This window comes from Trinickia sp. LjRoot230, assembly GCF_964253315.1.
GTDB lineage: Bacteria > Pseudomonadota > Gammaproteobacteria > Burkholderiales > Burkholderiaceae > Trinickia.
Genome location: NZ_CAXUQX020000002.1, coordinates 1,341,133 through 1,365,554, shown reverse-complemented (window position 1 = coordinate 1,365,554; position 24,422 = coordinate 1,341,133). Strand labels below are relative to the sequence as shown.

The 24,422-nt window shown below is 60.6% G+C and carries 17 protein-coding genes, 1 tRNA gene and 3 pseudogenes; 7 read left to right on the top strand and 14 right to left on the bottom strand.

What is annotated here, in order from left to right:
• Positions 1-32 precede the first annotated feature (32 nt).
• Positions 33-509 (bottom strand): YciI family protein, encoded by a 477-nt coding sequence (locus ACSQ20_RS25120; protein ID WP_436025907.1) that lies wholly within the window; start codon positions 507-509, stop codon positions 33-35.
• 302 nt (positions 510-811) lie between these two features.
• On the opposite strand from ACSQ20_RS25120, the gene ACSQ20_RS25115 reads away from it, so the two are divergent.
• From ACSQ20_RS25115 to ACSQ20_RS25105, 3 genes and pseudogenes are all read left to right on the top strand, one after another.
• A complete protein-coding gene (locus tag ACSQ20_RS25115; RefSeq protein WP_436025268.1) occupies positions 812-2,935 on the top strand; it encodes a 3-hydroxybutyrate oligomer hydrolase family protein in 2,124 nt (707 codons plus the stop codon).
• A 266-nt stretch (positions 2,936-3,201) separates the two neighbouring features.
• Positions 3,202-3,906 (top strand): hypothetical protein, encoded by a 705-nt coding sequence (locus ACSQ20_RS25110; RefSeq protein WP_436025266.1) that lies wholly within the window; start codon positions 3,202-3,204, stop codon positions 3,904-3,906.
• 318 nt (positions 3,907-4,224) lie between these two features.
• Positions 4,225-5,829 (top strand): annotated as a pseudogene (locus tag ACSQ20_RS25105) (cation-translocating P-type ATPase); the annotation flags it as partial.
• Positions 5,830-5,945: 116 nt separating this feature from the next.
• Here the strand turns inward: ACSQ20_RS25105 and ACSQ20_RS25100 are convergent.
• From ACSQ20_RS25100 to ACSQ20_RS25090, 3 genes are all read right to left on the bottom strand, one after another.
• Positions 5,946-6,797: a universal stress protein gene (locus tag ACSQ20_RS25100; protein ID WP_436025264.1), complete on the bottom strand. Its 852-nt coding sequence runs from the start codon at positions 6,795-6,797 to the stop codon at positions 5,946-5,948.
• A gap of 178 nt (positions 6,798-6,975) precedes the next feature.
• A complete protein-coding gene (locus ACSQ20_RS25095) occupies positions 6,976-8,016 on the bottom strand; it encodes a zinc-dependent alcohol dehydrogenase family protein (protein ID WP_436025262.1) in 1,041 nt (346 codons plus the stop codon).
• Positions 8,017-8,122: 106 nt separating this feature from the next.
• A complete protein-coding gene (locus ACSQ20_RS25090; protein WP_436025905.1) occupies positions 8,123-8,470 on the bottom strand; it encodes a hypothetical protein in 348 nt (115 codons plus the stop codon).
• A gap of 406 nt (positions 8,471-8,876) precedes the next feature.
• Between ACSQ20_RS25090 and ACSQ20_RS25085 the strand changes: the two are divergent.
• A pseudogene (locus ACSQ20_RS25085) lies at positions 8,877-9,215 on the top strand (nitrate/nitrite transporter); the annotation flags it as partial.
• Between the two features lie 44 nt (positions 9,216-9,259).
• Here ACSQ20_RS25085 and ACSQ20_RS25080 read toward each other — a convergent pair.
• Positions 9,260-9,949 (bottom strand): CBS domain-containing protein, encoded by a 690-nt coding sequence (locus tag ACSQ20_RS25080; RefSeq protein ID WP_436025260.1) that lies wholly within the window; start codon positions 9,947-9,949, stop codon positions 9,260-9,262.
• Between the two features lie 331 nt (positions 9,950-10,280).
• Between ACSQ20_RS25080 and ACSQ20_RS25075 the strand changes: the two genes are divergently transcribed.
• Positions 10,281-11,312, top strand: coding sequence for an Acg family FMN-binding oxidoreductase (locus tag ACSQ20_RS25075; protein WP_436025258.1), 1,032 nt, complete (start codon positions 10,281-10,283; stop codon positions 11,310-11,312).
• A 39-nt stretch (positions 11,313-11,351) separates the two neighbouring features.
• Positions 11,352-12,040 (top strand): annotated as a pseudogene (locus ACSQ20_RS25070) (nitroreductase family protein).
• Positions 12,041-12,076: 36 nt separating this feature from the next.
• Here ACSQ20_RS25070 and ACSQ20_RS25065 read toward each other — a convergent pair.
• The 7 genes from ACSQ20_RS25065 to ACSQ20_RS25035 form a co-directional block, all read right to left on the bottom strand.
• A tRNA-Ile gene (locus tag ACSQ20_RS25065) sits at positions 12,077-12,152 on the bottom strand.
• 79 nt (positions 12,153-12,231) lie between these two features.
• Positions 12,232-14,652 (bottom strand): RNA polymerase sigma factor RpoD, encoded by a 2,421-nt coding sequence (gene rpoD, locus ACSQ20_RS25060; protein WP_436025256.1) that lies wholly within the window; start codon positions 14,650-14,652, stop codon positions 12,232-12,234.
• A gap of 128 nt (positions 14,653-14,780) precedes the next feature.
• Positions 14,781-16,658, bottom strand: a complete 1,878-nt coding sequence (dnaG, locus tag ACSQ20_RS25055; protein ID WP_436025254.1) for a DNA primase — start codon at positions 16,656-16,658, stop codon at positions 14,781-14,783.
• Positions 16,659-16,721: 63 nt separating this feature from the next.
• Positions 16,722-17,168 carry a GatB/YqeY domain-containing protein gene (locus ACSQ20_RS25050; protein WP_436025252.1) on the bottom strand — a complete coding sequence of 149 codons (447 nt, stop codon included), beginning with the start codon at positions 17,166-17,168 and terminating at the stop codon, positions 16,722-16,724.
• Between the two features lie 210 nt (positions 17,169-17,378).
• Complete coding sequence (gene rpsU / locus ACSQ20_RS25045; protein WP_436025250.1) at positions 17,379-17,591, bottom strand: 30S ribosomal protein S21; 213 nt, start codon at positions 17,589-17,591, stop codon at positions 17,379-17,381.
• Positions 17,592-17,688: 97 nt separating this feature from the next.
• The gene (locus ACSQ20_RS25040) at positions 17,689-19,026 is read right to left on the bottom strand and encodes a hypothetical protein (RefSeq protein WP_436025248.1); all 1,338 of its coding nucleotides are present in this window, start codon (positions 19,024-19,026) and stop codon (positions 17,689-17,691) included.
• Positions 19,027-19,149: 123 nt separating this feature from the next.
• The gene (locus ACSQ20_RS25035; protein ID WP_436025246.1) at positions 19,150-20,358 is read right to left on the bottom strand and encodes an NAD(P)/FAD-dependent oxidoreductase; all 1,209 of its coding nucleotides are present in this window, start codon (positions 20,356-20,358) and stop codon (positions 19,150-19,152) included.
• A gap of 106 nt (positions 20,359-20,464) precedes the next feature.
• Between ACSQ20_RS25035 and tsaD the strand changes: the two genes are divergently transcribed.
• The gene (gene tsaD, locus ACSQ20_RS25030; protein WP_436025244.1) at positions 20,465-21,490 is read left to right on the top strand and encodes a tRNA (adenosine(37)-N6)-threonylcarbamoyltransferase complex transferase subunit TsaD; all 1,026 of its coding nucleotides are present in this window, start codon (positions 20,465-20,467) and stop codon (positions 21,488-21,490) included.
• 33 nt (positions 21,491-21,523) lie between these two features.
• On the opposite strand, the gene folE2 is transcribed toward tsaD, so the two are convergent.
• Positions 21,524-22,333 carry a GTP cyclohydrolase FolE2 gene (gene folE2, locus ACSQ20_RS25025; RefSeq protein ID WP_436025242.1) on the bottom strand — a complete coding sequence of 270 codons (810 nt, stop codon included), beginning with the start codon at positions 22,331-22,333 and terminating at the stop codon, positions 21,524-21,526.
• A gap of 157 nt (positions 22,334-22,490) precedes the next feature.
• Positions 22,491-24,389: a 1-deoxy-D-xylulose-5-phosphate synthase gene (gene dxs, locus ACSQ20_RS25020; RefSeq protein ID WP_436025240.1), complete on the bottom strand. Its 1,899-nt coding sequence runs from the start codon at positions 24,387-24,389 to the stop codon at positions 22,491-22,493.
• Positions 24,390-24,422: the final 33 nt, after the last annotated feature.

Sequence of the window (24,422 nt, the reverse complement as noted above, 5' to 3'; positions counted from 1 at the left end):
CTGCTCAGCTTTGCATGGGACCAGAGTAGCCGCTAAAGCGCCAACTCTGATCGACAGCGCGTCGGGTTAGCGAGGCTCGCGACGTCGGCGCGCATCCTGACTTCGTTCGCCTGCAGGTCGGGCGTACACACGTCGCCGAAATCGGAAAGCTCGTAAAGCGGCCTGATTTCGATCTCCGAATCGGGATCGCATTCCATCGGGTTCGGGCATCGCTTGACCCATTCGACGGCTTCGTCCATCGACTCGACTTGCCACAGCCAAAATCCGGCGATGAGCTCCTTCGTTTCCGCAAATGGACCATCGATCACCGAACGCTCGTTGGCCGCGGCGCTTGCCACGACACGCACGCGCTTGCCCTTCGCGCTGGGCTGCAACCCCTCGGCGGCAAGCAGCACGCCAGCCTTCATCAGTTCTTCGTTGAACTTGCCCATCGCTTCGAACAGTTCGGCAGATGGCAACTTGCCTGCTTCGGAGTCCTTGCTCGCCTTTATGATCACCATGACACGCATTGTCATCTCTCCATGAATAAATGTTGGGGGAGCCGCACCTGTGGGATCGACATCGTGATCGAAGTGCGGCTTTCATAGCTACGACGAGCCATCGGCTCGGAAATCGACATTGCCGTCGAAAAAAGATGCGGATGCGGCGTGCTCAGTACGGCGCCGCTACCCGTCGGACGTCATGCAAATTTATCTCCCGCCTGGCGCTGGTGACGACTACATTTCTCGGCAGGACACGCTGGCGGCGTGGGCCTAATAAAAAGTTCGTTGTTTGAGGGTCCGAGTAAGTGCCAAACCACTAGGAGACGCTGATGAAAGACATCCCGAAAACCATTAGAAACGCAGCAGTAATCATGAGCACGGTGTTGGCCAGCGCCGCGCTTACTCCACTCGGATGGGCCGACGAATTCGATAGCGGCGATACAGCCACCAACAGCCCGCCACGTTTCATCGTTGCAGGCAGCCTGCGCATCACGAAATACGACGGCGTGAGCGACGATTTGCTGACCGCCGGCCTCGGCAAAACGGGGCTCGCCGGTCCAGCACCCGCACCAGCCGATCCAGCCAACCCGAGCGCAGCCGAGTTGCGACGGCTGGCGATTTGGTCGAACTACCGCGCGCTCGTCGACATGACCGTGGCGGGCGGCTATGGCCGTTTTTGGGGGCCAAACGTCGATCTGGACGCAAACGACACCCTCGGTGAAGGCAAGATCGCCGGTACCGAATATCTCGCCTATGCAAACATCGGCAGCGGTCAACGCAACGTCACGTTGCTCGTTCAAGTGCCGAGCAAGTTCGATGCGGCGAACCCGTGCATCGTCACGGCAACATCGTCAGGCTCGCGCGGCGTCTATGGCGCCATCTCCGCTGCCGGCGAGTGGGGCCTCAAGCGCGGCTGTGCCGTCGCCTATACGGACAAAGGCACTGGCAATGGCGCCCACGAGTTGATGACCAACCGCGTCACGCTGATCGACGGACGGCTGACCGACGCGGCCACCGCGGGGCGCAGCAGCCTCTTCACGGCACGAGCGCCCGGTAGTGCGCTGGCCGCCTACAACCAGGCCTTCCCCAATCGCTACGCATTCAAACATGCGCATTCGCAGCAAAACCCCGAGCAGGACTGGGGCCACGATACGCTCGCTGCCGTGCGCTTCGCTTACTGGGTGCTCAATCAACGGTTTGGGTCAGTGGCCGATGCGTCGCCGCATGACCAAGTGCGCTACCGGCCAGGCAGCATTACGACAATCGCGGCATCGGTCAGCAATGGCGGCGGCGCCTCGCTGGCGGCAGCCGAAGAGGATACGCGTGGCTGGATTACGGCGGTGGTCGTCGGTGAGCCGCAAATCAACGTTCGCATGCACGGTAACGCACGGGTGATCGAGGGCGGGCAGCCGGTTGCGTCGATCGGCAAACCATTGGCGGACTACGTGACCCTCGCGAATTTGCTGCAGCCATGTGCGGCGCTCGCGCAAGCGGCGGCCGGCGCGCCGTATCTGACAGCGTTGCCAGTGGCAACCACGACGGCCATTCGCGAAGCCCGTTGCGCGTCGCTTGCGGCAGCCGGCGAGGTCAGCGGCAGCGATACGCAAACGCAAGCCGACAACGCGTTGAAGCGATTGCACGACGCGGGCTATGAAGCCGATTCCGATATCTTGCAGGCGGCGATGTGGGATTCGCAGGCCGTCCCCGCGGTTGCCGTTACCTATGCCGATGCGTACACGCGTTCGAGCGTGATCGATAACCTCTGTGGGTTCAGCTTCGGCACGACGAATCCGGCAACCGGGGCTGCGGGCTTCCCCGCTGCAGTCTCGCCGATGCCAACCGTATTTGGCCTCGGCAACGGCGTGCCGCCCACGAATGGCATCAGCCTCGTTTACAACGCCACGCCACCGAGCGGTGCCGATCATCGGTTGGCGACGCCCGATGCGAGCTTCGCGGGAGCCGCATGCCTGCGTGCGTTATGGCGTAACCGCGATCCGCGCATGATGGCCAGTGTAGAGGCCATTCGCGTCGATGCGAACCTGCATGGAAAACCCGCCATCATCGTTCAGGGACGCAGCGATGCACTGGTGCCGATCAATCACGCTTCGCGTGCGTATCTTGCGGCGAACAGCACGCGCGAAGGCAATCGCGACACGCTGTCTTTTTATGAAATCCTGAATGGCCAGCATTTCGATGCGTTTCTCGGTGTGCCCGGCTTCGATACGCGTTTCATTCCGGTTCACTATTACTACCTTCAAGCGCTGAACTTGATGTGGGCGCACTTGAAAAATGGTGCAGCGCTGCCGCCATCGCAAGTAGTCCGAGCGATTCCGCGCGGCGGCGCACCGGGCGCAGCGCCAGCGCTGAACGTAGCGAACCTGCCGCCCATCGTGGTTAATCCCGGTAGCAACGCAATCGTGGTGAAGCACGGCACGGTGGCAATACCGCATTGAACGTATCGGTACGTTTTCAACCGGGCTGCCCGTGATTGGTCTGACGTTTTGCCACTTGCGGGCACCACATCGTGCGCAATTCATTTGATGCGGATATCTAACGACGATTTAATTCATGAATTTTCGAATGAAATGCGTCCGGGGTCCTACGAATCCGACTAGACCGGCTTGTGGCGTGCACTGTTATCGTGAGCGCAATTGCACCAAAGAGGTTCGCCGTCTTCCTCTTAACGTCTGCCGTGCGTCTACGTACGTCAGTGGGTTCTATGCGCGACTCTATTCGCTCCGAAGAAGTGCAGGTGCTCGTTGCGGCGCCACCACCATTCCTTGACGATGCGTCTTTCGATCGCCGACGACATGCGAACGGGATGCGGCTCGACGAGGTTACATTGCCGCACGAAAGCGTCACGTTGCTGTGCGACATATGCACGGCGTACGGCACCGATCCGATCTTCCGCGCGCATAGCCCGTCGCTGACAGCAGCTGAAAAGAGCAGGATCGTCGCACCTGCGCGCGTTCAAAAAACGGTAACCGTTCGCTTTGACGACGTTGCCGTGTTGTGCACCGCGCTCGGTGATCCGCTCCTTGCCCGCCCAATGCTGAGAGCCCTCGCGAGTCGGCTCGGGCTGCCTCGCTCAGCTGCGAAGAAGCTGCATATCAACCCGCGCGAAATCGATCCTCTCGCCTGCTTCGAAATGGCGCCCGGGATGGTCTCGCCATTTTTACGTCCCGGACGCTCGACACCAATTCGCGCCGTCGCGCTGGTCGAATCTGAAGACGCTTGCGAAGCCGAGCGCGGATTCGTTGCAGTCTCGCTTTCGCTAAGGTGGAGCTTGTTGATCGCGGCATCGCATTTTTCCGCAATCTTGCGTGAATATGCGGCCCGCGCTTATCCGCAAGTGCAATGGATTGATTTGCGAGGCGCTCGCGATTATGAAGATGACGTTGCTCGTTATGCGGAATTGGCGTGAGCAGCCACATCCAAAAGAAGGTCATCCGCTCTCTGATATCAGCACTGGGCCCGGGGTGTCTACGCGGACCAGCTTGATCATCATCAGCCTCTCCATATTCGATAGTCCGCGATCGTGAAACGCAGCGGCAACGGCCAACTGACTTCAGGCGATTTCACCCGTACGTCGGCTACTTGACATAAGTCAACGCCCGACCAGTCGCCTCGCGTCATTCTGAAAATAGATATGTGGCCTGCGTAAAGGCACTTACAGCCTTCGGACAGAGCGCATACGCACCGCACCACAGCTCTTACAGACGTGCACACGGCCTCGCGACGAATGCAGACCAATCCCGCTGAGCCCATCCCGGATGTCGCCTCTGGCCGCGTCGAATCGCCGCCAGCCTGCCGCACCGACAGAAAACATGGCCTGTCGGCCGCGCAGGTGCAAGAGCAGCGCGCCCGCTTCGGGCAGAACATTGTGGCCTCAAAGGCGCGCCGCACATGGTGGCAAACGCTTGGAGAGGTACTGAGTGAGCCGATGCTTCTTCTGCTCGTCGGCGCGACCGGCATTTATTTTTTGCTTGGTGCTCGACGCTCTTCGGGACTTGTCCGCGCCCCGCGCACAGGTGCTTTGAGACGGCCAACGACAGTTCGTTTCCGCTGCCGAACTGGTACCCGGCGAGGTGGTTTTCGTCAACGAAGGCTCCCGCGTGCCCGCTGACGGTGCAGTGACAGAGGCTCACGAATTGAGCGTTGACGAATCGCTGCTGACGGGCGAGTCGGTATCGGTGACCAAATCAGCGGCGGGAACAGACGCGCTCGCGGAGGAAAATCCCGGCGCGCAGTTATTTTTCGGCTCGATGGTGGTGCAAGGCCAGGGGCAAATGATCGTCACCGCGACGGGACCAAATACGACGCTCGGGCGCATTGGCAAGTCGTTGACCGGCATTACCGAGGCACGCTCGCCGTTGCAATTGGAGACGAGAACATTCGTCAATCGTTTTGCTGTGGCTGCGATCGGGCTCTGCGTGCTGCTCGTCGCGGCTTATCGTTGGCGCTCGGGGGAGTGGCTTCCCGGCGTGCTCGCCGGCATCACGCTGGCGATGGGGATTCTTCCCGAAGAAATTCCCGTGATACTGACCGTGTTCATGGCATTGGGGGCGCGCCGCATTGCCAACGAAGGCGTGCTGACGCGCCGTATGAGCGCCATCGAGACGCTCGGACAGACCTCGATACTATGTGTAGACAAAACTGGAACGCTCACGCAGAACCGGATGTTGGTGCGCGTACTCTTCGCGCGAGGAAAGCGGCAAGTCATCGATCAAGCAACGCAGCGGATTGACGAGGCATATCACGAACTCATCGAATACCTGGTGCTCGCCAACGAAATCGAGCCGGTCGATCCCATGGAACGCGCGTTTCACAAAACGGGGCACGCGGTACTCGTCGGTACCGGGCGGCTCCATCAGGACTGGTCGCTGGTTCACGAGTATGCATTGACGCCGGAGTTGCCGGCCATGTCCCATGTATGGCACACGCCGGAATTCGACCACCACGCGGTGGCCTGCAAGGGCGCGCCCGAGGCGGTCTGCGCTGTGTCATCTTGACGAGCGGGACACGCAGGCAGTCCTGGAGCAGGCCGCGCAAATGGCGTCGGGCGGGCTGCGGGTGCTCGGGGTGGCCAAAGCGCAGCACTCACGCCACGACTGGCCGGAAAAGCAACATGACTTCGCGTTTCTCTTTCGTGGGGCTGGTCGGTCTGCTGGCCCCGGTCAGGCCGGAAGTCGCAGGCGCAATCGCAGAATGTCAGGCGGCAGGCATCCGGGTGGTAATGGTCACCGGCGACTATCCGTCGACAGCGCGGGCTATCGCCGCCGAAGTCGGCATAGGCTGCGCACGGATCGTGACTGGCCAGGAAGTGGCGGCGATGGACGATGGGCGTCAAGATTCGATTCCCAGCCATCCAATCCAGCGACTCGCCATGAGCTCCGGTAACGCCGCACACACGGCTCGATCCGGCCAGCAAGTCCATTCGCCGTGCCTTGTCGACGTGCAGTGTCAGGAGCCTTTCGCAGGTACGAGCAACAACGGCGTTTGCGTAATACGGGCGACGCGCCCCGCGACGCTGCCCAGCAGCCATCGCGCTGCGCCGCGTCGGCCATGCGTGCCCATAACCAGCAAGTCTGCATGCCAGTGACTCGCCTGGCGAACGATGGCATGGGAGATGTCGTCTCCCGTCCTCTCGGTAGCGACAAGTGCAGTATCGCAGTGACCGGATGAACCAGCGAATATTCCCGCCGCCGCTGTCAGCGCCGCTTTTCCCTCTTCTGCAAACGCGTCTTCAAGCAAATGAATAGGCACGAAGTCCGTTAAGTGCACCGCGCGGTCGATGACGTAGACCGCTCGCATATGGCCCTCCGATTTCGCAAACCGCATGCCGTATTTCAAAGCCTTAAGCGACGGGGCGCTTCCGTCTGTCGCAAACAGAATTCGTTGTACGGGGCGCATCGGCTTTTCCTCGTGCTCCGCAGGCACGATCAGAAGCGAGCATCGTGAATAGGTTACAAGCGGCTGAGACACTGTCCCTTCGACCCATCGCATTAGTCCATGATGCTGACGTGCGCCGACGACCAGCAGATCGGCGCGCCAGGCGTCGGCAGCATCGATCAATGCCGTGGCGATGTCGCCACCTCGTTGCGAAAGGTCGATCACTTCGTCTTCAACGGGAACCGCGCCATCCGCGAAGACATGCTTTGCCTGAACGAGAGCGTCAGCGGCGTCACGCAGCAATTCCGCGCGTGCGGCATATAGTTCGGCACTTGCGTGCGGAGGCAGGGGACTAATCGACCGAGGATTGTCGGCGACGCTCACGAGGCGAATGTGCGCCGTAGTCGGGGCGATGTTCCGCACGAACTCCACGGCTCGAAGCGAGGCGGGTGACGAATCCACCGCAATTAAAATGCGATCGATTCCTGACGGGGCATTCTGATTGACATACGGGGTATTCACAATCTTCCTCACTGGCAAGGCCACAGTCCACGAGGTTGCTTCGGGGCCGTGAACGTCAGGTCCTCAGCCGGAATAGACACTAGGACACTTCAATAATCACTTTTAACGCGTGCGTTTCGGCCGCACGGCCGAAGGTGTCGTAAGCGCCGATCACATCCTCGAGGCGGAAGCGATGGGTGATGAGACGCGCTGGGTCGATGCGGCCCGCGCGCACAGTCTTGAGCAACATCGGTGTGCTGACGGTATCGACAAGGCGCGTGGTAATGGCGATGTTGCGGTCCCAAAGCTGTTCGAGGTGCAAATCCGCCTTGACGCCGTGCACACCAACGTTCGCAATCACGCCACCGGGCGCGACGAGCGCCTCGCACATTACGAATGTGGCGGGCACGCCAACTGCTTCGATCGCGCAATCAACACCCGTCTGACCGGTCAACTCCATCACGGCTGCAATTGGGTCGGCCCTGTCGAGATTGATGCAAGCAGTAGCGCCGAAACGTCTCGCCACGTCAAGACGATTCTGATCGCGGTCGATCATGATGATCTGCGCCGGCGTATAGAACTGCGCGGTCAGCAGCGCGGCCAGACCGATCGGCCCGGCCCCAACGATCGCCACCGTACTGCCGGGCTGCACTTTGCCGTTCAACACGCCGCATTCGAACCCAGTCGGCAGGATGTCGGAAAGCATGACGAGCGCTTCTTCATCGGCACCTACAGGGATTGGATACAGACTTGTGTCGGCGTGTGGAACACGCACATACTCGGCTTGAGTGCCGTCGATCTTATGACCGAGAATCCAGCCGCCGGTCGTGCAATGCGAATACATGCCGCGGCGGCAGTAATCGCATTTTCCGCAAGACGAAATGCATGAAATCAGCACATGATCGCTGGGCCGGAACAAAGACACCGCCGCACCGGTTTGCTGCACGACGCCGACGCCTTCGTGACCGAGAATGCGCCCCGGCTCGCAGGTCGGCACATCGCCTTTGAGAATATGCAGATCGGTGCCGCAGATTGTGGTACGCGTCATCTTGACGATCGCATCGGTCGCGTTGACCAGCTCCGGCGTGGGCCGGTCGTCGAGCGATTTCATACCTGGGCCGTGATATACCAGTGCCTTCATATCCTGCCTCCCCTATTCGAAACGAGCGTGCCATAGCACCGACTTTAGGCGTGAGGCATGCGGTACCGATTGATGTGTATCAAGCGATGCGCATCGCCGCCGATGATCAAGACCGGGGCGGGGTTGAATTCTGTTCGAGCTGCGCTTCAGCCAAATCGAACGCCGCCTGGATTGCTGCCTTTGCATCCACGTCTTGACAATGTCTGATGGGGACAAGCTCGCCGCTGCGCGTGATCAAGTCGAGCCGTGCATCGAACATGGCACGTCGCCGATCGACAGCCATCGACTCGAACGAGGTGGCGCCCAGCTCCGCATGGATGAATTCGATTGCCAAATGGCAGCCCGCAATGGTTCTACCAAACCGCTCCAGGCGCACCAATAAAGAGGCCGCCTCCGCTTCGATTTGCGACGTCCCGGCAAAGCCGAGATAGACGATTTGCATGCCTACTCCCATGTGCCCTCTCCCAAGTGTCCAGCGCCTTCGATCGGGTACCCTGACGAAGTCGACCGTCACCGTCGCGTCGCTAGCCTCGCGAGGTGACCCGCGAGATGCGTCGATCATGAGCGCGAATGGAACTAGCCGCTTGATATGCGTCAAGACATCGAAAGGCTCATCGCCAATAGAGCGAGCGTGTAGCAGCAGCCCCCTTTTTGATCTGCATCAACCGCTGTGCAATCAACCGTCTCCGTAGTTCCAACGAACTATCCCTGAGCGACCCGACGTAGTTCGGATGCATCGTTCGATCTGTTCGTCCGACGGATATTCATCGGCATCCCGAATGAACACAATGTGCTGACTGATTCCAAGACCGTTCGATGAAGCGCTCGTCGCGTGTCGGACGCCTCACAGGAGAAGCACGATGAGTTCACGGACGTTATCGGTTCGGCGACGCCGCATCATCCAAATCTGGACGCCGGAGGACAAGGCATGCTGGGAGCGCGAAGGCGAGGCGATTGCCAAGCTGAATCTCTGGATCTCCGTACCAGCGCTGTTTCTAGCGTTTGCGATCTGGCAGGTTTGGAGCGTGGTGGCCGTCAGCCTACCCGCGCTCGGCTTCCGGTACTCGACCAACCAGTTGTTCCGGCTCGCCGCGGCGCCCGCGTTGAGCGGTGCGACGCTGCGCATATTCTATTCGTTCATGGTGCCGCTCGTCGGCGGGCGCCGCTGGACTGCGATTTCCACTGCGTCGCTGCGGGTTCTCCGCCAAACGCCTTTACCAAACCGCGCTGTCCGAGCAAGAACCTAGATACCAGGCATCACTTGGTAAGGCTCGGTATGATCCTCCACGCGCTTGACGCCGGGTATGCCTTGCGCCGCAACACGGACTGCTTCAACGGCTTCCATCGAGCGGAACGCGCCCCACAGATGCACGACTCCGTCCGTGACGACGATATTGCGTCCAGCGAAGCTCCATTTACGACCCGCCATCTCGCCCATCAACGTCGCACGGATATCGGCGTCCGAGAGCGTCACATCCGATGCGGGCTCATCCGGTCTGCTCGCCAGCGCCTGCACCAGGTTGGCGCGGCTCACGATGCCAACGAGCTGCCCCGCATTCGTCACCGGAACGCGCTTGATGCGACGTGTCTCGAGAATGCCGGCCACTTCGCCGAGTGGCGTTTCTGGTCGAACGCTCACCACGTCGGTTGTCATTACGTCGCGAACTTTCACCGCATGCGTCTTGATGTAATCCCGTGCTTCGTGGGAAGCGGACCAGACATCGAGCCACGAGGTTCGCGTGCGCTCGTCGGTGCCAATTTCGGTGCGGCGAAGCAGATCGCCTTCGCTGATCATGCCGGCGATATGGCCGTCCGGATCCAGGACCGGTGCGCCGCTGATGCCATTGTCGACAAAAATTTTGGCAACATCTCGCACGGTCATGTCGGGTGTGACCGATATGACGTTGCTGGTCATGACATCTGATGCGCGCATGGTAAATCTCCTGAACAATTAGGATCTTTGAATTCACGGGACTGACTCGTCTCTGCCGTCAGAACGCGGACGCGAGTGCCCCTTATGCAGTTTGAGATTAGGCTGGCATGACGTCCTATCGTTTGACATGGATCATCTCGAATGCCGTTGCTCGCACGTATCGGCGCCGCGAGACGACCATGACCTCGCGCTCTTGCCCGTGGCAGCATCTGCCGACGCATACCTCCCGACGAAAGCGGCCGTCCGCCGTTCAATTGAACTGATCCAGATCAACCCGTCTCTCGCGCAGCCTGACACAGTGACAGTCTGAAACCGTGCAGGAGACCATGACATGAGCGCACTGCCACAAACAGCCGCCTGGAGCATCGACGAACATCAGCTTGACCGCACAGCCAGCATTGAAGCAAAACTGCGGTTCGCGCTGCGCTATGCGGTGCTTGCGCCGTCCAACCACAACACACAGCCTTGGCGCTTCATCGTGGGTAGCGATAGCGTGACCTTGTGCGCCGACCGGCTGCGCGCACTGCCGGTCATCGATCCGTTCGATCGGGAACTGATCATCAGCTGTGGCGCCGCGCTGTTCAATCTGCGCGTGGCGTTGAGCTACTTCGGGCTTGCCTACGCAATCACGCTATTTCCGTCGCGCGCCGACCCCGATGTGCTGGCGCATCTGCGTATCATCGACGGCGGCCATTGCGACACGTGTCTGGCGCCGCTCTTCCAGGTGATTCACCAGCGCGTCACCACGCGCGAAAGCTTCGCGGACGAGCCCGTGCCTCCGGCTACCCAGCAACAACTTCTCGATGCCGTCGAGGCCGAAGGCGCAGACGCTATCTGCATCGCAAACGCACCGATGCGCGAGAGCCTCGCCGAGTTAGTCGCGCAGGCCGATCGAATCCAGTTCGACGACCCGCGTTTCCGCCGCGAATTGGCCAGCTGGATCCACCCGCGACGCCAACAAGACGGCATGCCCGCGATGTCCGCCGGCATGACCGTGCTGCTCGATATGGCCGCTCCGCTGCTCACGTCGATCATTCGCACTTTCGACCTCGGCGGAGGGCTCGCCGCGGCGCATCATGCACTGGCTGCGGGTTCTCCACTGCTCATTTGCCTGACGACGCCAACTGACGGCGCCCCCGCATGGCTGACAGCCGGCCAGGCGCTCGAGCGGCTGTTACTTGTCGCCGCCAATGCCGGGCTCACGGCGTCTTATCTGAATCAGCCAATCGAACTAGCTGTCCTGCGTGAGCGGCTGCGCACCATACTGCCCACCGACTCAGTACCTCAACTCCTACTGCGCGTGGGCCGCGGCGGGCCGGCACCCCACTCGCCGCGCCGCCCGCTCGCCGATGTCGTGTCGTAAAGTCCGACGCATGCGTAACGCCTGTTCGATGAGGCTGTGATGAAACACTTTTTCACGCTCGGCACAACTAAACGCGACCAGGCACGGGTACGTCCCGTCACTGGCCAGTCCGTACCGCACATCCTCCTGCCGCGACCTGCATCGAGCGGCGGCCTGCCTATCATGGAAGCTTTTTCGAAACGACGCACGACCCGCCGTTTCGCCGCGACCGACCTCGATGTGGCAACACTTGGATAATTGCTCTGGGCAGCCAACGGGGTCAACCGCAAAGGCTCCGACGGCAACGGTGGACGGACGGCACCGTCGGTGCTGGCGCTCCACGAAATAGACATTTATGTAGCGCTGGCGCACGGCATGTACCGCTACGATCCGTTGCAACATTGCCTCGATCTGGCGGTTGCCGCCGATCTGCGCGGACTGACGGGCTATCAGGAATTCGTGGGCGAAGCGCCCGTTGAACTGGTGTATGTGGCGGACCTCGCACGCATGCACGACGATCGCGCCCTCTCAACGCGAGCCATTCGCGTATGCAAGCGCGGGCGCGATCGTCGAGAACGTCTACCTATTCTGCGCCGCTGCCGGACTGGCGGTTGCCGTCCGAAGCTGGCTCAACCGCAGCGCATTGGGCACCGAGATGCACCTCTCGCAGGGCGAGCATGCCCGTCCTTGCACAAACCATCGGCCACTTCTGTCCCGACGATGCACAAGATGCACTTGATGCGATTTGAGCTGCGCACTCATGTGCGCACGAAGCGAAGATGAAGTGGTGGGCCCGGTGGGTTTCGAACCCACGACCAATCGATTATGAGTCGACTGCTCTAACCCCTGAGCTACAGGCCCTGAATAAAACCGAAACACAAAAAAAGACCCGGTGTTAATGCGCCGGGCCTGGCGTTGGATAACCGCCGTAATCAGTTGATCAATTACCTTCGAGGAACGACTTGAGCTTATCCGAGCGGCTCGGATGACGAAGCTTGCGGAGTGCCTTCGCTTCAATCTGGCGAATCCGCTCACGCGTCACGTCGAATTGCTTGCCCACTTCTTCGAGCGTGTGATCGGTGCTCATTTCGATACCGAAGCGCATGCGCAATACCTTCGCTTCGCGCGGCGTCAGCGAATCAAGCACGTCCTTCACCACGTCGCGCATGCTCGCATGCAATGCGGCGTCCGCGGGTGCGACCGTATTCGTGTCTTCGATGAAGTCGCCCAGATGCGAATCGTCGTCGTCGCCGATCGGCGTTTCCATGGAGATCGGCTCCTTCGCGATCTTCATGATCTTGCGGATCTTGTCCTCCGGCATTTCCATTTTCTCAGCAAGCGTCGCTGGATCGGGCTCGAGACCCGTCTCCTGCAAAATCTGCCGCGAAATACGGTTCATCTTGTTGATCGTTTCGATCATATGAACCGGAATGCGGATGGTACGCGCCTGATCGGCAATCGAACGCGTGATTGCCTGACGAATCCACCATGTGGCATACGTCGAGAACTTGTAGCCACGGCGATATTCGAACTTGTCCACCGCCTTCATCAAGCCGATGTTGCCCTCTTGAATCAGATCGAGGAACTGCAACCCGCGGTTCGTGTATTTCTTTGCAATCGAAATCACAAGACGCAGGTTGGCCTCGGTCATCTCGCGCTTGGCCTGACGCGCCTTCAATTCGCCGGCTGCCATCTGCCGGTTCGTTTCCTTTAAGTCCTTCAGCGGCAGCACCACACGCGCCTGCAAATCGATCAGGCGCTGCTGTTGTTCGCGAATGGCCGGAATGTTGCGCGCCAAAATCGCGCTATACCCGTGGCTTTCGCCAACGATTTTCTCGGCCCAATCAAGCGTCGTCTCGTGGCCAGGAAAGCGCGCGATAAATTCGGAACGCGGCATGCCGCACTTGTCGACGACGATATGCAGAATCTGGCGTTCGACCTGACGCACTTCGTCGACTTGCGCACGCAAGGTATCGCACAAGCGCTCGACCGTACGCGCCGTGAAGCGGATCGACATCAACTCGTTTTGAATCGCTTCTTGCGCCTTCAGGTAAGACTTCGACTTGTAGCCTTCCTTCTCGAACGCGCGGCGCATCTTGTCGAACCATTCGCTGATGAGTGCGAATTTCTCGAGCGACACGCGCCTTAGCGCTTCAAGCTGAGCCGCGTTGGCCGTCGCCTGAGCAGTGCCATCGTCTTCTTCCTCTTCTTCCGCGCTTTCCTCTTCCTCTTCCTCAGCTTCGTTTTCGATCGTTTCCGCTTCTTGCGCGGAGAAGCCGTCGGCATCCTCGGCATTCGGATCGATGAGGCCGTCGACGAGTTCGTCGACACGGATTTCCTCGTTCGCCACACGCTCGGCCATCGCAAGGATGTCCGCAATCGTCGTCGGACACGCCGAAATCGCCATCACCATGTGCTTGAGGCCGTCTTCGATGCGCTTCGCGATCTCGATTTCGCCCTCACGCGTCAGCAACTCAACGGTGCCCATTTCGCGCATGTACATGCGAACCGGGTCCGTCGTGCGCCCGAATTCGGAATCGACCGTCGACAGCGCGACTTCCGCTTCCTCCTCGACTTCGTCGTCCGACGCAACGGCCGGGGCATTGTCGTTCAACAGCAGCGTTTCGGCGTCGGGCGCTTGCTCGTACACCGCCACGCCCATGTCGTTGAACGTGCTGATGATGCCTTCGATCGCCTCGGTTTCGGTGAAGTTGTCAGGAAGGTGATCATTGATTTCGGCGTACGTCAGGAAGCCGCGCTCCTTGCCGAGCTTGATCAGCGCGCGCAATTTCGCGCGCCGCTCTTCCAGTTCCTCGGCCGTGCCCGGCTGAGTCGACGCGAACGCGTCCTTTAAGAGCGCTTTCTCCTTCGCGCGACGGTCGCGCGCCTTGACCTTTTCAACCTTGCCCGGGGCCGGTTGCTGCTCTTCGGCCGGAGTTGCGTCGTCATCGACGGATACTTCGTTCAGCTTTTTCGTCATGGAGTTCGCCGTTGCGGCTTTAATCTCGACTCGCGGCTGTTGGACTTCAGCCGGTTGCACCGTGGATACCTGGGTGTCGCGGGCCGCCAAATCGTCCGGCGTGGCAGCCGCGCCCCTTACACTTTTCGAACCCGCCCGCTTCGCGGCGGCTCCCGTCTCCGGTTTGGCGGACGCTTTCGCCGCCTTGGTCACACCAGCCGCCGCCGAAGCTCGAACAGCCGTCCTGCTTAGGGATTTCCCGGCGGCCGAAGCCGCACCGGCCCTGGCCTCGGACGCCTTGCGCACTGCTGGCTGCGCCGAGCCCTTGCCGGAGCCAGGGCCCTTGCCTTTGCCCGTTCCAGCCGTACCCACCGTCGCCTTTGCGCCTGTCGTCTTTGCCATCGCTTTTCTCGCCTCGCCTATGCTTGACCGCTTCTGCCAAGACTCCGCCAAGATCTCCGCCAAAAAATTCCTGAAAAATCAAACCGCTGGAAACCTTTTATTATAGCACGCGTCGCCAAACCCGGCCGTCAAAGACCGACTAAGCGTTTCATGTCAGCGCGCTGCCGGCCCAGTTCCGCATATTCCGCGATTTCCTCCGAGGTAAGCTGCGACTGACGCGAAAGACGCTCAAGCCGTTGACAGCAAGCGTCATAACGCATCTTCAGAATGGCTGCCTGGAGTTCTTCGCCCGCGATACGTTCGCGCTCGCGGTGTTGTTCAGCGGGATCAATGGCGGCATCTCGTTCCGGGCCCTGCAACAACAAATCTCGGACGTTTTCATCATAGTCCAGAATTTCGCGGAAAATTTCTTCGAAAGTCGCCGCGTTCGCACCCGTACGCAACAGATCCGAAAGCAGCCGGAATTCAGCCGCATCGCCCAGCGCACGGGCATGCGTCGTCACCTCCGCGAATAATTCGCCGTGTGATTGTGCAAGCAGGCTTTCCTCGCTTTCGTCGTCGAGCAGCGCAACGATACGCGGATACATCACCAAATTGCGCAACGCACGCTGCTCGATTCCCGTGACGCGCCGCCGATCCTTGCGTGGCGGCGCCGGCCGCGCAGCAGCCACAATTCGGGCGTCGACGTCGCACAGTGCGGCCACTTCGTCGAACGGCACGTCGAGCCGGCTCGCGAACATGTGCATGATCTGCGCGCGCAACGCATTGGCCGGCAGCGCCTGCAGCAACGGCTTCGCATCGAAGAGCGCCCGGGCGCGGCCCTCGGGCGTATCGAGTTCCTTACCCGCCAGCACCTCGCTCAGCATGAACTGCGAAAGCGGCATCGCGCGCTCGATCTGCTCGGCGAATGCGTCTTGGCCGAATTCGCGCACGTAGCTATCGGGGTCATGCTCGGCCGGCAAAAACAAGAAACGGATCGTCCGGTTATCGGCCGCGTGCGGCAAGCAGGCATCCAGCGCGCGCCGCGCCGCACGCCGCCCCGCCGCATCGCCGTCGAAGCTGAAAATCACCGTATCGGTCTGGCGCAGCAGCTTTTGAACGTGGACCGGCGTACAGGCCGTGCCGAGCGTTGCGACGGCGTTCGGAAAACCCAGTTGCGCGAGCGCCACGACATCCATGTACCCTTCCACGACGAGCACCGAATGCGCCTCGCGGATGGCAAGTCGCGCCTCGAAAAGGCCGTAAAGCTCGCTGCCTTTACTAAATAGTGGCGTTTCCGGCGAATTCAAATATTTCGGTTCGCCAGAGTCCAGCACGCGGCCGCCAAAACCTATCACCTGTCCCTTTACGTTGCGAATCGGAAACATGATGCGCTCGCGAAACCGGTCGTAGCGGCGCGGCTGCCCTTGCGCATCAAGCTTTTCGCTCACGATCACGAGCCCGGCCTCGGCCAGCGCCTCATTGCGGTAATCGGGAAACACCGCTTCGAGGTTTTGCCAGCCGTCCGGTGCAAAGCCCAGACCAAAGCGCGCCGCGATCTCGCCGGTCAAGCCCCGATTTTTCAGGTACTGGATTGCCTCGGGTGCGCCGCGCAGTGCTTTGCGGTAATACTCGCAGGCCGCTTGCATGATATCGGTGAGCGCGGCTGCAGCCTTGAAATCGGCAGGGCCGCGCTCGGCGCCAGAGCCGCCGCCGACTGCCCGCATCGACGAGGGCTCCTGCGGCACCGTCAGACCGACCGATTGCGCCAAATCGCCCACGGCCTCGGGAAAACCAAGGCCCGCATGCTCCATCAGAAAGCCGATTGCCGTGCCGTGCGCACCGCAGCCGAAGCAATGGTAAAACTGTTTGGTCGGGCTGACCGTGAACGACGGACTCTTCTCGTTGTGAAACGGGCAAAGCCCCATGAAATTCGCTCCGCCCTTTTTCAGCTGGACGTACTTGCCCACCACATCGACTATATCGACGCGGTTCAGCAGGTCCTGAAGGAACGAATGCGGGATCACAAGGCGTACGTAAGGGCGCCGTGCCGCAGCGCAATGCCTGCGGCACGCAACCCTTTCCTCTGGTTATTTGGCCAACGCGGTTTTCACCAGCGCGGATACAGCCGTCATGTCGGCCCGGCCAGCAAGCTTGCCCTTGAGCACGCCCATCACTTTGCCCATATCCTGCGGCCCCGCCGCACCGGTTTGGGTGACGGCAGCCTGAACCTCGGCAGCAACCTCGGCCTCCGATAACTGCGCCGGCATATAGTCTGCAAGCACCGCGACTTCGGCCGTTTCCTGCTCCACGAGGTCAGCCCGACCAGCGGCCTGGAACTGACTGATCGAGTCTTTGCGCTGCTTGATCATCTTGTCGATCACCGCGGTAATGCTCGCGTCGTCGAGCGTGATGCGCTCGTCGACCTCGCGCTGCTTGATCGCCGCAAGCAGCAAGCGGATCGTAGCCAAGCGGCCCGTTTCGCGCGCTCGCATCGCGGCCTTCATGTCGTCGTTGATCCGATCCTTCAAGCTCATCGTTCACCCAGGTGGATTGAAAGTGGGGGAGGCGCCGCTACTTAGCCACTACACAACTACGTAGCTGCAGCGTTACGCTTTGCGTGTTGCGGAGCACAAAAACCCGCTTGGGACCCTTCCTCAAGCGGGTTTTTGCGCGTCTTTTTTCGTAAAGAATGACTAACGCAAGCGCAGCGCTTGCAGCGCCGCGAAATTCAATCTCAGTTAGTGTCAGTACAGCTTCTTCGGTAGCATCTGGCCGCGAAGCCGCTTGAAATGGCGTTTGACAGCCGCCGCCTTCTTTCGTTTGCGTTCAGCCGTCGGTTTTTCATAAAACTCGCGCGCCCGCAACTCAGTGAGAAGTCCGTTCTTCTCGATCGTGCGCTTAAAGCGGCGCATCGCAACTTCGAATGGCTCGTTTTCCTTAAGGCGGATAATCGTCATGCTTCCAAAACGGAAATATCACAAAGGTTCGGGAGTATAGCAGACGTTCGGCATAAATACACTTCGATTGCTGAGCACGGTTGTCCTGTGCGGCGCGCTAGCTTGGGCGGTGCTGGTTGAAGAGACGAGCAAAGAGTTCGTCGCTTTGCGGCTTGCCACATGCCTCGATGGCCTCGCAAAGTCGTCGATGGCGGTCTTCGTGGCCGGTGGCCTGGATAGTGGGGAATACGTCAATTAGGCTTTTCAACACGGCACTCGGTTCACCGCTGCGAGTCGCGTATTCGAGAATCTTGTCGAAAGCGGGACCTTGTTCATTGAGCGCAAGCTTGCCGCACATAGAGGCAAAGCCAGCCAGCGTGGGGGCGTGCATTTCACGTTGGTGACCTTGTTCCAAGAGGTGGAGCAAGAAGTAGAAGTTCTTGGTCTCATCGCCCATATCCGAGAGACCTTCCTTGCACGCATCGAGATAGGGACCGAATCGGTCGATTACGCGCGGCAAAACCGAACGTCCGAGCGTTTCGCTCTCCTCGTAGCCGGACGCGGCCATGAGAAGCAGAAACGAGCCGAGTTCGTCGCGATGCTCAAGCGCGCCGAGATTCGATGCCATCGCGTTCAACATCGGTGCACGCTCGCCTTTTTTGATTTCCTCCATTTTGCCGGTGAGGGCGAGGAACAGATTGTGGGCTGCCGGCTGAGGCATGTCTTTCGCGACGTGAAACAGCGCATTGGTTAGCGCCTCCAGATGCTGAGGCGGTAGCGGCGGTTCCACCATCAACCCCGCCAAATAAAGGTAACGGCTCGGCACTTCGTCGTTTACGGGCAAGTGCGGCACCAATTCGGCAAACGCTGCGGTCGCTTCGGCGTAGCGCTCGAAATCGGGCTGATGGGAACTGTTCAATGCGTCCGTGGCGCCGCTCACCAACTGGATAAAGGCGTCTATCTTCTCCGAATCCGTCCAGCTGTTGGGGTCTTTGAGCAATGTGGTGACGCGTTTTGCCGTTGCGGCGAGCAGCGCGGGTTTGTCCTGTTCCGGCGCTCTGGAAATTTTATTGACGACGCTTTCTAACGCATATGAGTCGTATATCGCGTCGATCATACGGTTCACCAGAGGGATCCTCGGCGACAATCCGCCCGTGTTTCGCGACGGCTGAGGCGATCCAGATGAATTATGGACAATCACGTTTCCGCCCATCGCAGCGAAGACCGTGCTGCCGCCGGTGGCCGTGACGGACATGCTGCTGCCATCTCTGGACACAACAACCTCTGCATCCGGCGGCGCGCCGCTGCGACCCTGGCGCGGTGATGACCGGAACCCGCCGAACTGGTCTTGCTGCGGCTGCCGCGTCGGGCGCGGCGGCGCTTTATCGTCAGCGGCTGGGGATGGATCGTCGTCGCGCGGTGCGCCAGAGGCGCCGGAAATCGGAGGAATGGACACTATTCATTTCCGGTTGAACTGATGGATCGGACTATGCGCTTTGTCCTGGACGGTCCAACTGGAACTGACGAAGCTTCGTTTTGCCATCCGAAGAAAGGCCTCGCCGGTCGATCCAGAGCCGGTCTACGCAAAATCAGCCGCGGCCTGCCCCGCGGCGACACCGGATGCCCACGCCCATTGGAAGTTGTAACCGCCCAACCAGCCGGTGACATCCACAGCCTCGCCGATGAAGTAAAGACCCGCGACACGCTCGCTCATCATGGTGGCCGACGACAGCTCGCGCGTGTCAACGCCGCCCTTCGTGACCTCGGCTTTGCGGTATCCCTCTGTGCCGCTTGGCGTTAGCGTCCAATGCGAAAATGCCTCGCCGATGCGACGCAGCGTTTTATCGGACAGTTCCGCCAGACGCGCCTGCGCACTCACACCGTTCGTATCAAGCCAGGCATGCCCGAGCCGTGCAGGCATCCATTCGGCCAGCAGGTTGCCGATCTGGCGCCGGTCAGTGGTCTTGGCCCCCAGCAGCTCGCCTGCCGGATCCCGTCCGGGCAGCAAATCGATTCGTATCGGCTCCCCGGCGCTCCAATAGCTCGAAATCTGCAGCACACCTGGCCCTGACAAACCGCGATGCGTAAAAAGGAGATCTTCGAGAAACACGCCTTCCGCCCTCTTCGGGCCTGCACCGAGCTCGACCGGTAACGAGACGCCGGACAACGCGGCGAACGGTGCCCATCGGTCTTCGGAAAACGTCAGCGGCACCAGCGCGGGCCGCATTTCGATAAGCTTGTGACCGAACTGCTTGGCGATGCGGTACGCAAAATCAGTCGCCCCGATCTTCGGAATCGAAAGCCCCCCTGTGGCGATAACGAGCGAACGCGCAGCGATCACCCCTGCGCTCGTATCGATCGAAAAACCGCTACCGTCGGTATGACGCACGGCGGCGACCAAGACCGGGCGCCGCCAAACCACCGCCCCGGCATCGCATTCGGCTTTGAGCATGTCGATGACCGCTTCGCTCGAATGGTCGCAAAACAATTGCCCGCGGTGCTTTTCATGCCATGTCACGCGGTGCGACTTGAGCAGCGCCAGAAAATCACGCGGCGTATAGCGCGCCAGCGCCGAGCGGCAAAAATGCGGATTGGCGGACAGGAAATTGGCCGGACCTGCGTGAAGATTCGTGAAATTGCACCGGCCGCCGCCCGAAATGCGGATTTTCTCGGCGAGCCGCGCGGCATGATCGATCAACACGACCCGCCGTCCGCGTTGGCCAGCCACCGCCGCACACATCATCCCGGCCGCGCCGGCGCCGATTACCGCGATATCGTAGGATTCCATGGCGCGCATTTTACCTGTCGTGTACGGTATATCGAGGCCGGCTGTTATACTTTTGTGTTTCCCTCCGTTTCAGGCTCGCGGCGCGTACCGCCTCCCTCCTTGCAACATGCTCGTTCTCGGCATCGAAAGCTCTTGCGACGAAACTGGCCTCGCGCTCTACGACACTGAACGCGGGCTGCTCGCGCACGCTTTGCACTCGCAAATCGCGATGCATCGCGAATATGGCGGCGTGGTGCCCGAACTTGCCTCGCGCGATCATATTCGCCGCACCTTGCCGCTACTGGAAGACGTGTTGGCGCGCGCCGGTACGACGAGCGCCGATATCGACGCCATCGCCTTCACGCAAGGGCCCGGCCTTGCCGGCGCACTGCTCGTCGGCGCAAGCATCGCCAACGCGCTCGCAATGGCGTGGGGCAAGCCCACCATCGGCATTCATCATCTCGAAGGCCATTTGCTTTCGCCGTTGCTCGTGCCGGCCCCGCCGCCGTTTCCGTTCGTCGCGTTGCTCGTCTCCGGAGGCCATACGCAGTTGATGCGCGTCGCCGATGTGGGCATCTACGAAACGCTCGGCGAAACGCTCGATGACGCCGCCGGCGAAGCATTCGACAAAACCGCCAAGCTGCTCGGGCTGAGCTACCCGGGCGGCCCCGAAGTCTCGCGCCTTGCCGAATTCGGTGTGCCGGGAGCCGTCGCGCTGCCACGGCCGATGCTGCATTCGGGCGATCTCGATTTCAGTTTCAGCGGATTGAAAACGGCCGTGCTGACGCAAACGAAAAAGCTCGGAGAGAATGTTTGCGAGCAGGCCAAGGCCGACCTGGCCCGCGGCTTTGTCGATGCCGCCGTCGACGTGCTCGTCGCGAAGTCACTCGCGGCACTGAAAAAGACAAAGATGAAACGGCTGGTTGTCGCAGGCGGTGTGGGTGCAAACCGGCAGCTGCGCGAAGCCCTTTCCGCGGCCGCCCAAAAACGGGGCTACGAGGTGCATTACCCCGATCTCTCGTTTTGTACCGACAACGGCGCGATGATCGCGCTTGCCGGCGCATTGCGGCTAGCGCGATGGCCCGCGCAGGCCAGCCGCGACTACGCCTTTACCGTCAAGCCGCGCTGGGATTTGTCGTCGTTGCCGCAATAGAGCTGGAACAGGCCGCCGTCAAAAAAAAGCGGCTCAGCGCGACGCACGCTTGTCATGCTCGATCACAGCGTAAGCGCTGTGATTGTGGATCGACTCGAAATTCTCGGCTTCAAGCGAATACGCGAGCACCCGCTCGTCCGCATTCAATCGCTGGGCGACATCGCGCACGAGATCTTCGACGAACTTGGGATTCTCATAAGCGCGTTCGGTCACGAACTTTTCGTCGGGACGCTTGAGCAGCCCCCATAGTTCGCACGACGCTTCCTCTTCAGCAATCCGAATCAGTTCCGCAGCCGACAACTCCCCCGCCAATTCCGCGCGAATCGTCACGTGCGAGCGCTGGTTGTGCGCGCCGTACTGCGAGATTTCCTTCGAGCAAGGGCAAAGGCTGGTCACCGGAACAAGCACTTGCAGGAACGTATGCAGCGTGTTGTCGCGCATTTCGCCCGTCATCGTGACTTCGTAATCAAGCAGGCTCGATACGCCCGACACGGGCGCTGTCTTGTTGATGAAATAAGGAAACGACACCTCGATGCGCCCGGCAGCGGCCTCGAGCTTGTGCAGCATCGCCGACAACAGCGTCCGAAATGCTGCCGAATCCAACGGCGCGTTCATCTCATCGAGCAACGCCACAAAGCGCGACATATGCGTGCCTTTCTGATCGGCCGGCAAATGAACGTCGAGATTCCACCTGCCGATCGTTGCCTGCACTTCGCCATTCGCGGCACGCACGCTCAACGGATAACGCACGCCCTTCACCCCCACTCGCTGAATCGGGATTTGGCGGATATCGACGGAGCTTTGCACGTCGGGCATTACGAAGGCTTCATTCATCTGATTCATCGTTGTTCTGTCCTGAAAGGGCGCACTGCCAGACAAGCTCCGTCGCTGGACCCGGCACAGGAGATCCAGCCTATAACGAAACATGGGCCGTTCAAGGCCCATGCATGCATACGGAAAGCACAGCAGTCGCGAAAGCGACTGCTGCAGCCACCGACCGTCAAGCGACGCGCTGCGCCAATTTGGCAGCCGCCGGCCCGATGAACCGCGCGCGGATCGACTTTTCGATCCCCGCGCCGTCGAGGCCGCACTCCGCCAAAAGTTTCGAAGGGTCGCCGTGATCGATGAAGCTGTCGGGAAGGCCCAATTGTAGTACGGGCAGAACAACCCCGTTCGCAAGGAGGGATTCGACGCAAGCCGAACCGGCCCCCGCCATCACGCACCCTTCCTCCACCGTCACAAGCATGTCGTGCGTTTGAGCGAGTTCGAGCAGAAGCTCGGCGTCGATCGGCTTCACGAAACGCATGTTGGCCACCGTTGCGTCGAGTGCAGCTGCCGCGACAAGCGACGGCGCCACCATCGTGCCGAATGCAAGAATGGCGATTCGGCTGCCCTTTGCAGCCGTGGACTGTCGACGGATTTCCCCGCGCCCGACCGGCAGCGCGGTCATTTGCTTGACCGTCGCCACGCCGGCCCCCGCGCCGCGCGGATAACGCACCGCCGTCGGATTGGACTGCTGCAGCGCCGTGTACAACATCTGGCGACATTCGTTTTCGTCCGACGGCGCCATCACCGTCATGTTCGGAATGCAGCGCAAGAAGGCGAAATCGTACGCCCCTGCGTGTGTTGCGCCGTCCGCGCCAACCAGGCCCGCCCGATCGATGGCGAATACCACCGGCAGATTTTGCAGCGCGACGTCGTGGATCAACTGGTCATATCCGCGCTGCAAGAACGTCGAATAAATCGCGACGACCGGTTTCATGCCCTCGACCGCCAAGCCGCCCGCAAACGTGACCGCATGCTGCTCGGCAATGCCGACATCGAAGTAGCGATCGCGGAAGCGTTTTTCGAATTCGACGAGCCCGGAGCCCTCGCGCATCGCGGGCGTAACGCCGACCACGCGCGAGTCCAGTTCCGCCGCATCGCAAAGCCATTCACCGAAAACTTGCGTGTACGTCTTCTTGCTCGGCGCGCTAGACGGTTTGATGCCTTCGGCCGGATTGAATTTGCCGGGGCCGTGATAAAGCACCGGATCGGCTTCAGCAAGCTTGTACCCTTGGCCCTTTTTCGTCACCACATGCAAGAACTGCGGGCCGCGCAGTTCGCGGATATTTTGCAGCGTGGGAATCAGCGAATCGAGGTCATGCCCATCGATCGGCCCGATATAGTTGAAACCGAACTCTTCGAACAGCGTCGCGGGTACGACCATGCCTTTCGCGTGCTCTTCGAGCTTGCGGGCGAGTTCGAGCATCGGCGGCGCCACGCGCAGCACACGTTCGACCCCCGCGCGCGCCGCTGCGTAAAAACGACCCGACATCAGCCGTGCAAGATGCCGATTCAACGCACCGACCGGCGGCGAGATCGACATATCGTTGTCGTTCAGGATGACGAGGAACGGCAAGTCGTCGCACACGCCGGCATTGTTCATTGCCTCGAACGCCATGCCAGCGGTCATCGCGCCATCGCCGATCACGGCGATCGAGAACCGATCCTGGCCTTCCAGCTTGCTCCCGATGGCCATGCCCAGCGCCGCCGAGATCGAGGTGCTCGAGTGCGCCGTGCCGAATGTGTCGTATTCCGACTCTACGCGGCGCGGAAAACCCGAAATGCCGCCACGCTGGCGCAGCGTATGCATCCGCTCGCGTCGGCCCGTCAGGATTTTGTGCGGATACGTTTGGTGGCCGACGTCCCAGACGATGCGATCGTTCGGCGTGTCGAATACGTAATGCAGGGCGATCGTCAGTTCGACCGTGCCGAGGTTCGACGACAAGTGCCCGCCCGTCTGCGAGACGCTGTCGAGCACGAACGCACGCAGCTCGTCGGCGAGCGGTTTAAGTTGACGACGGTCGAGGCGGCGTAAATCCGCCGGTGCGTCGATGGTTTTAAGCAAGTCGTACATCGTCGTTCCATTGTAGGAAAACTTACGCGCCCG

Excerpts from the sequence above, each read along its gene's own strand:
- ACSQ20_RS25120 (WP_436025907.1), bottom strand. The coding sequence starts at position 509 with ATGCGTGTCATGGTGATCATAAAGGCGAGCAAGGACTCCGAAGCAGGC.
- ACSQ20_RS25115 (WP_436025268.1), top strand. The coding sequence starts at position 812 with ATGAAAGACATCCCGAAAACCATTAGAAACGCAGCAGTAATCATGAGC.
- ACSQ20_RS25110 (WP_436025266.1), top strand. The coding sequence starts at position 3,202 with ATGCGCGACTCTATTCGCTCCGAAGAAGTGCAGGTGCTCGTTGCGGCG.
- ACSQ20_RS25095 (WP_436025262.1), bottom strand. The coding sequence starts at position 8,016 with ATGAAGGCACTGGTATATCACGGCCCAGGTATGAAATCGCTCGACGAC.
- ACSQ20_RS25090 (WP_436025905.1), bottom strand. The coding sequence starts at position 8,470 with ATGGGAGTAGGCATGCAAATCGTCTATCTCGGCTTTGCCGGGACGTCG.
- ACSQ20_RS25080 (WP_436025260.1), bottom strand. The coding sequence starts at position 9,949 with ATGCGCGCATCAGATGTCATGACCAGCAACGTCATATCGGTCACACCC.
- ACSQ20_RS25075 (WP_436025258.1), top strand. The coding sequence starts at position 10,281 with ATGAGCGCACTGCCACAAACAGCCGCCTGGAGCATCGACGAACATCAG.
- rpoD (WP_436025256.1), bottom strand. The coding sequence starts at position 14,652 with ATGGCAAAGACGACAGGCGCAAAGGCGACGGTGGGTACGGCTGGAACG.
- ACSQ20_RS25050 (WP_436025252.1), bottom strand. The coding sequence starts at position 17,168 with ATGAGCTTGAAGGATCGGATCAACGACGACATGAAGGCCGCGATGCGA.
- rpsU (WP_436025250.1), bottom strand. The coding sequence starts at position 17,591 with ATGACGATTATCCGCCTTAAGGAAAACGAGCCATTCGAAGTTGCGATG.
- ACSQ20_RS25035 (WP_436025246.1), bottom strand. The coding sequence starts at position 20,358 with ATGGAATCCTACGATATCGCGGTAATCGGCGCCGGCGCGGCCGGGATG.
- tsaD (WP_436025244.1), top strand. The coding sequence starts at position 20,465 with ATGCTCGTTCTCGGCATCGAAAGCTCTTGCGACGAAACTGGCCTCGCG.
- folE2 (WP_436025242.1), bottom strand. The coding sequence starts at position 22,333 with ATGAATCAGATGAATGAAGCCTTCGTAATGCCCGACGTGCAAAGCTCC.
- dxs (WP_436025240.1), bottom strand. The coding sequence starts at position 24,389 with ATGTACGACTTGCTTAAAACCATCGACGCACCGGCGGATTTACGCCGC.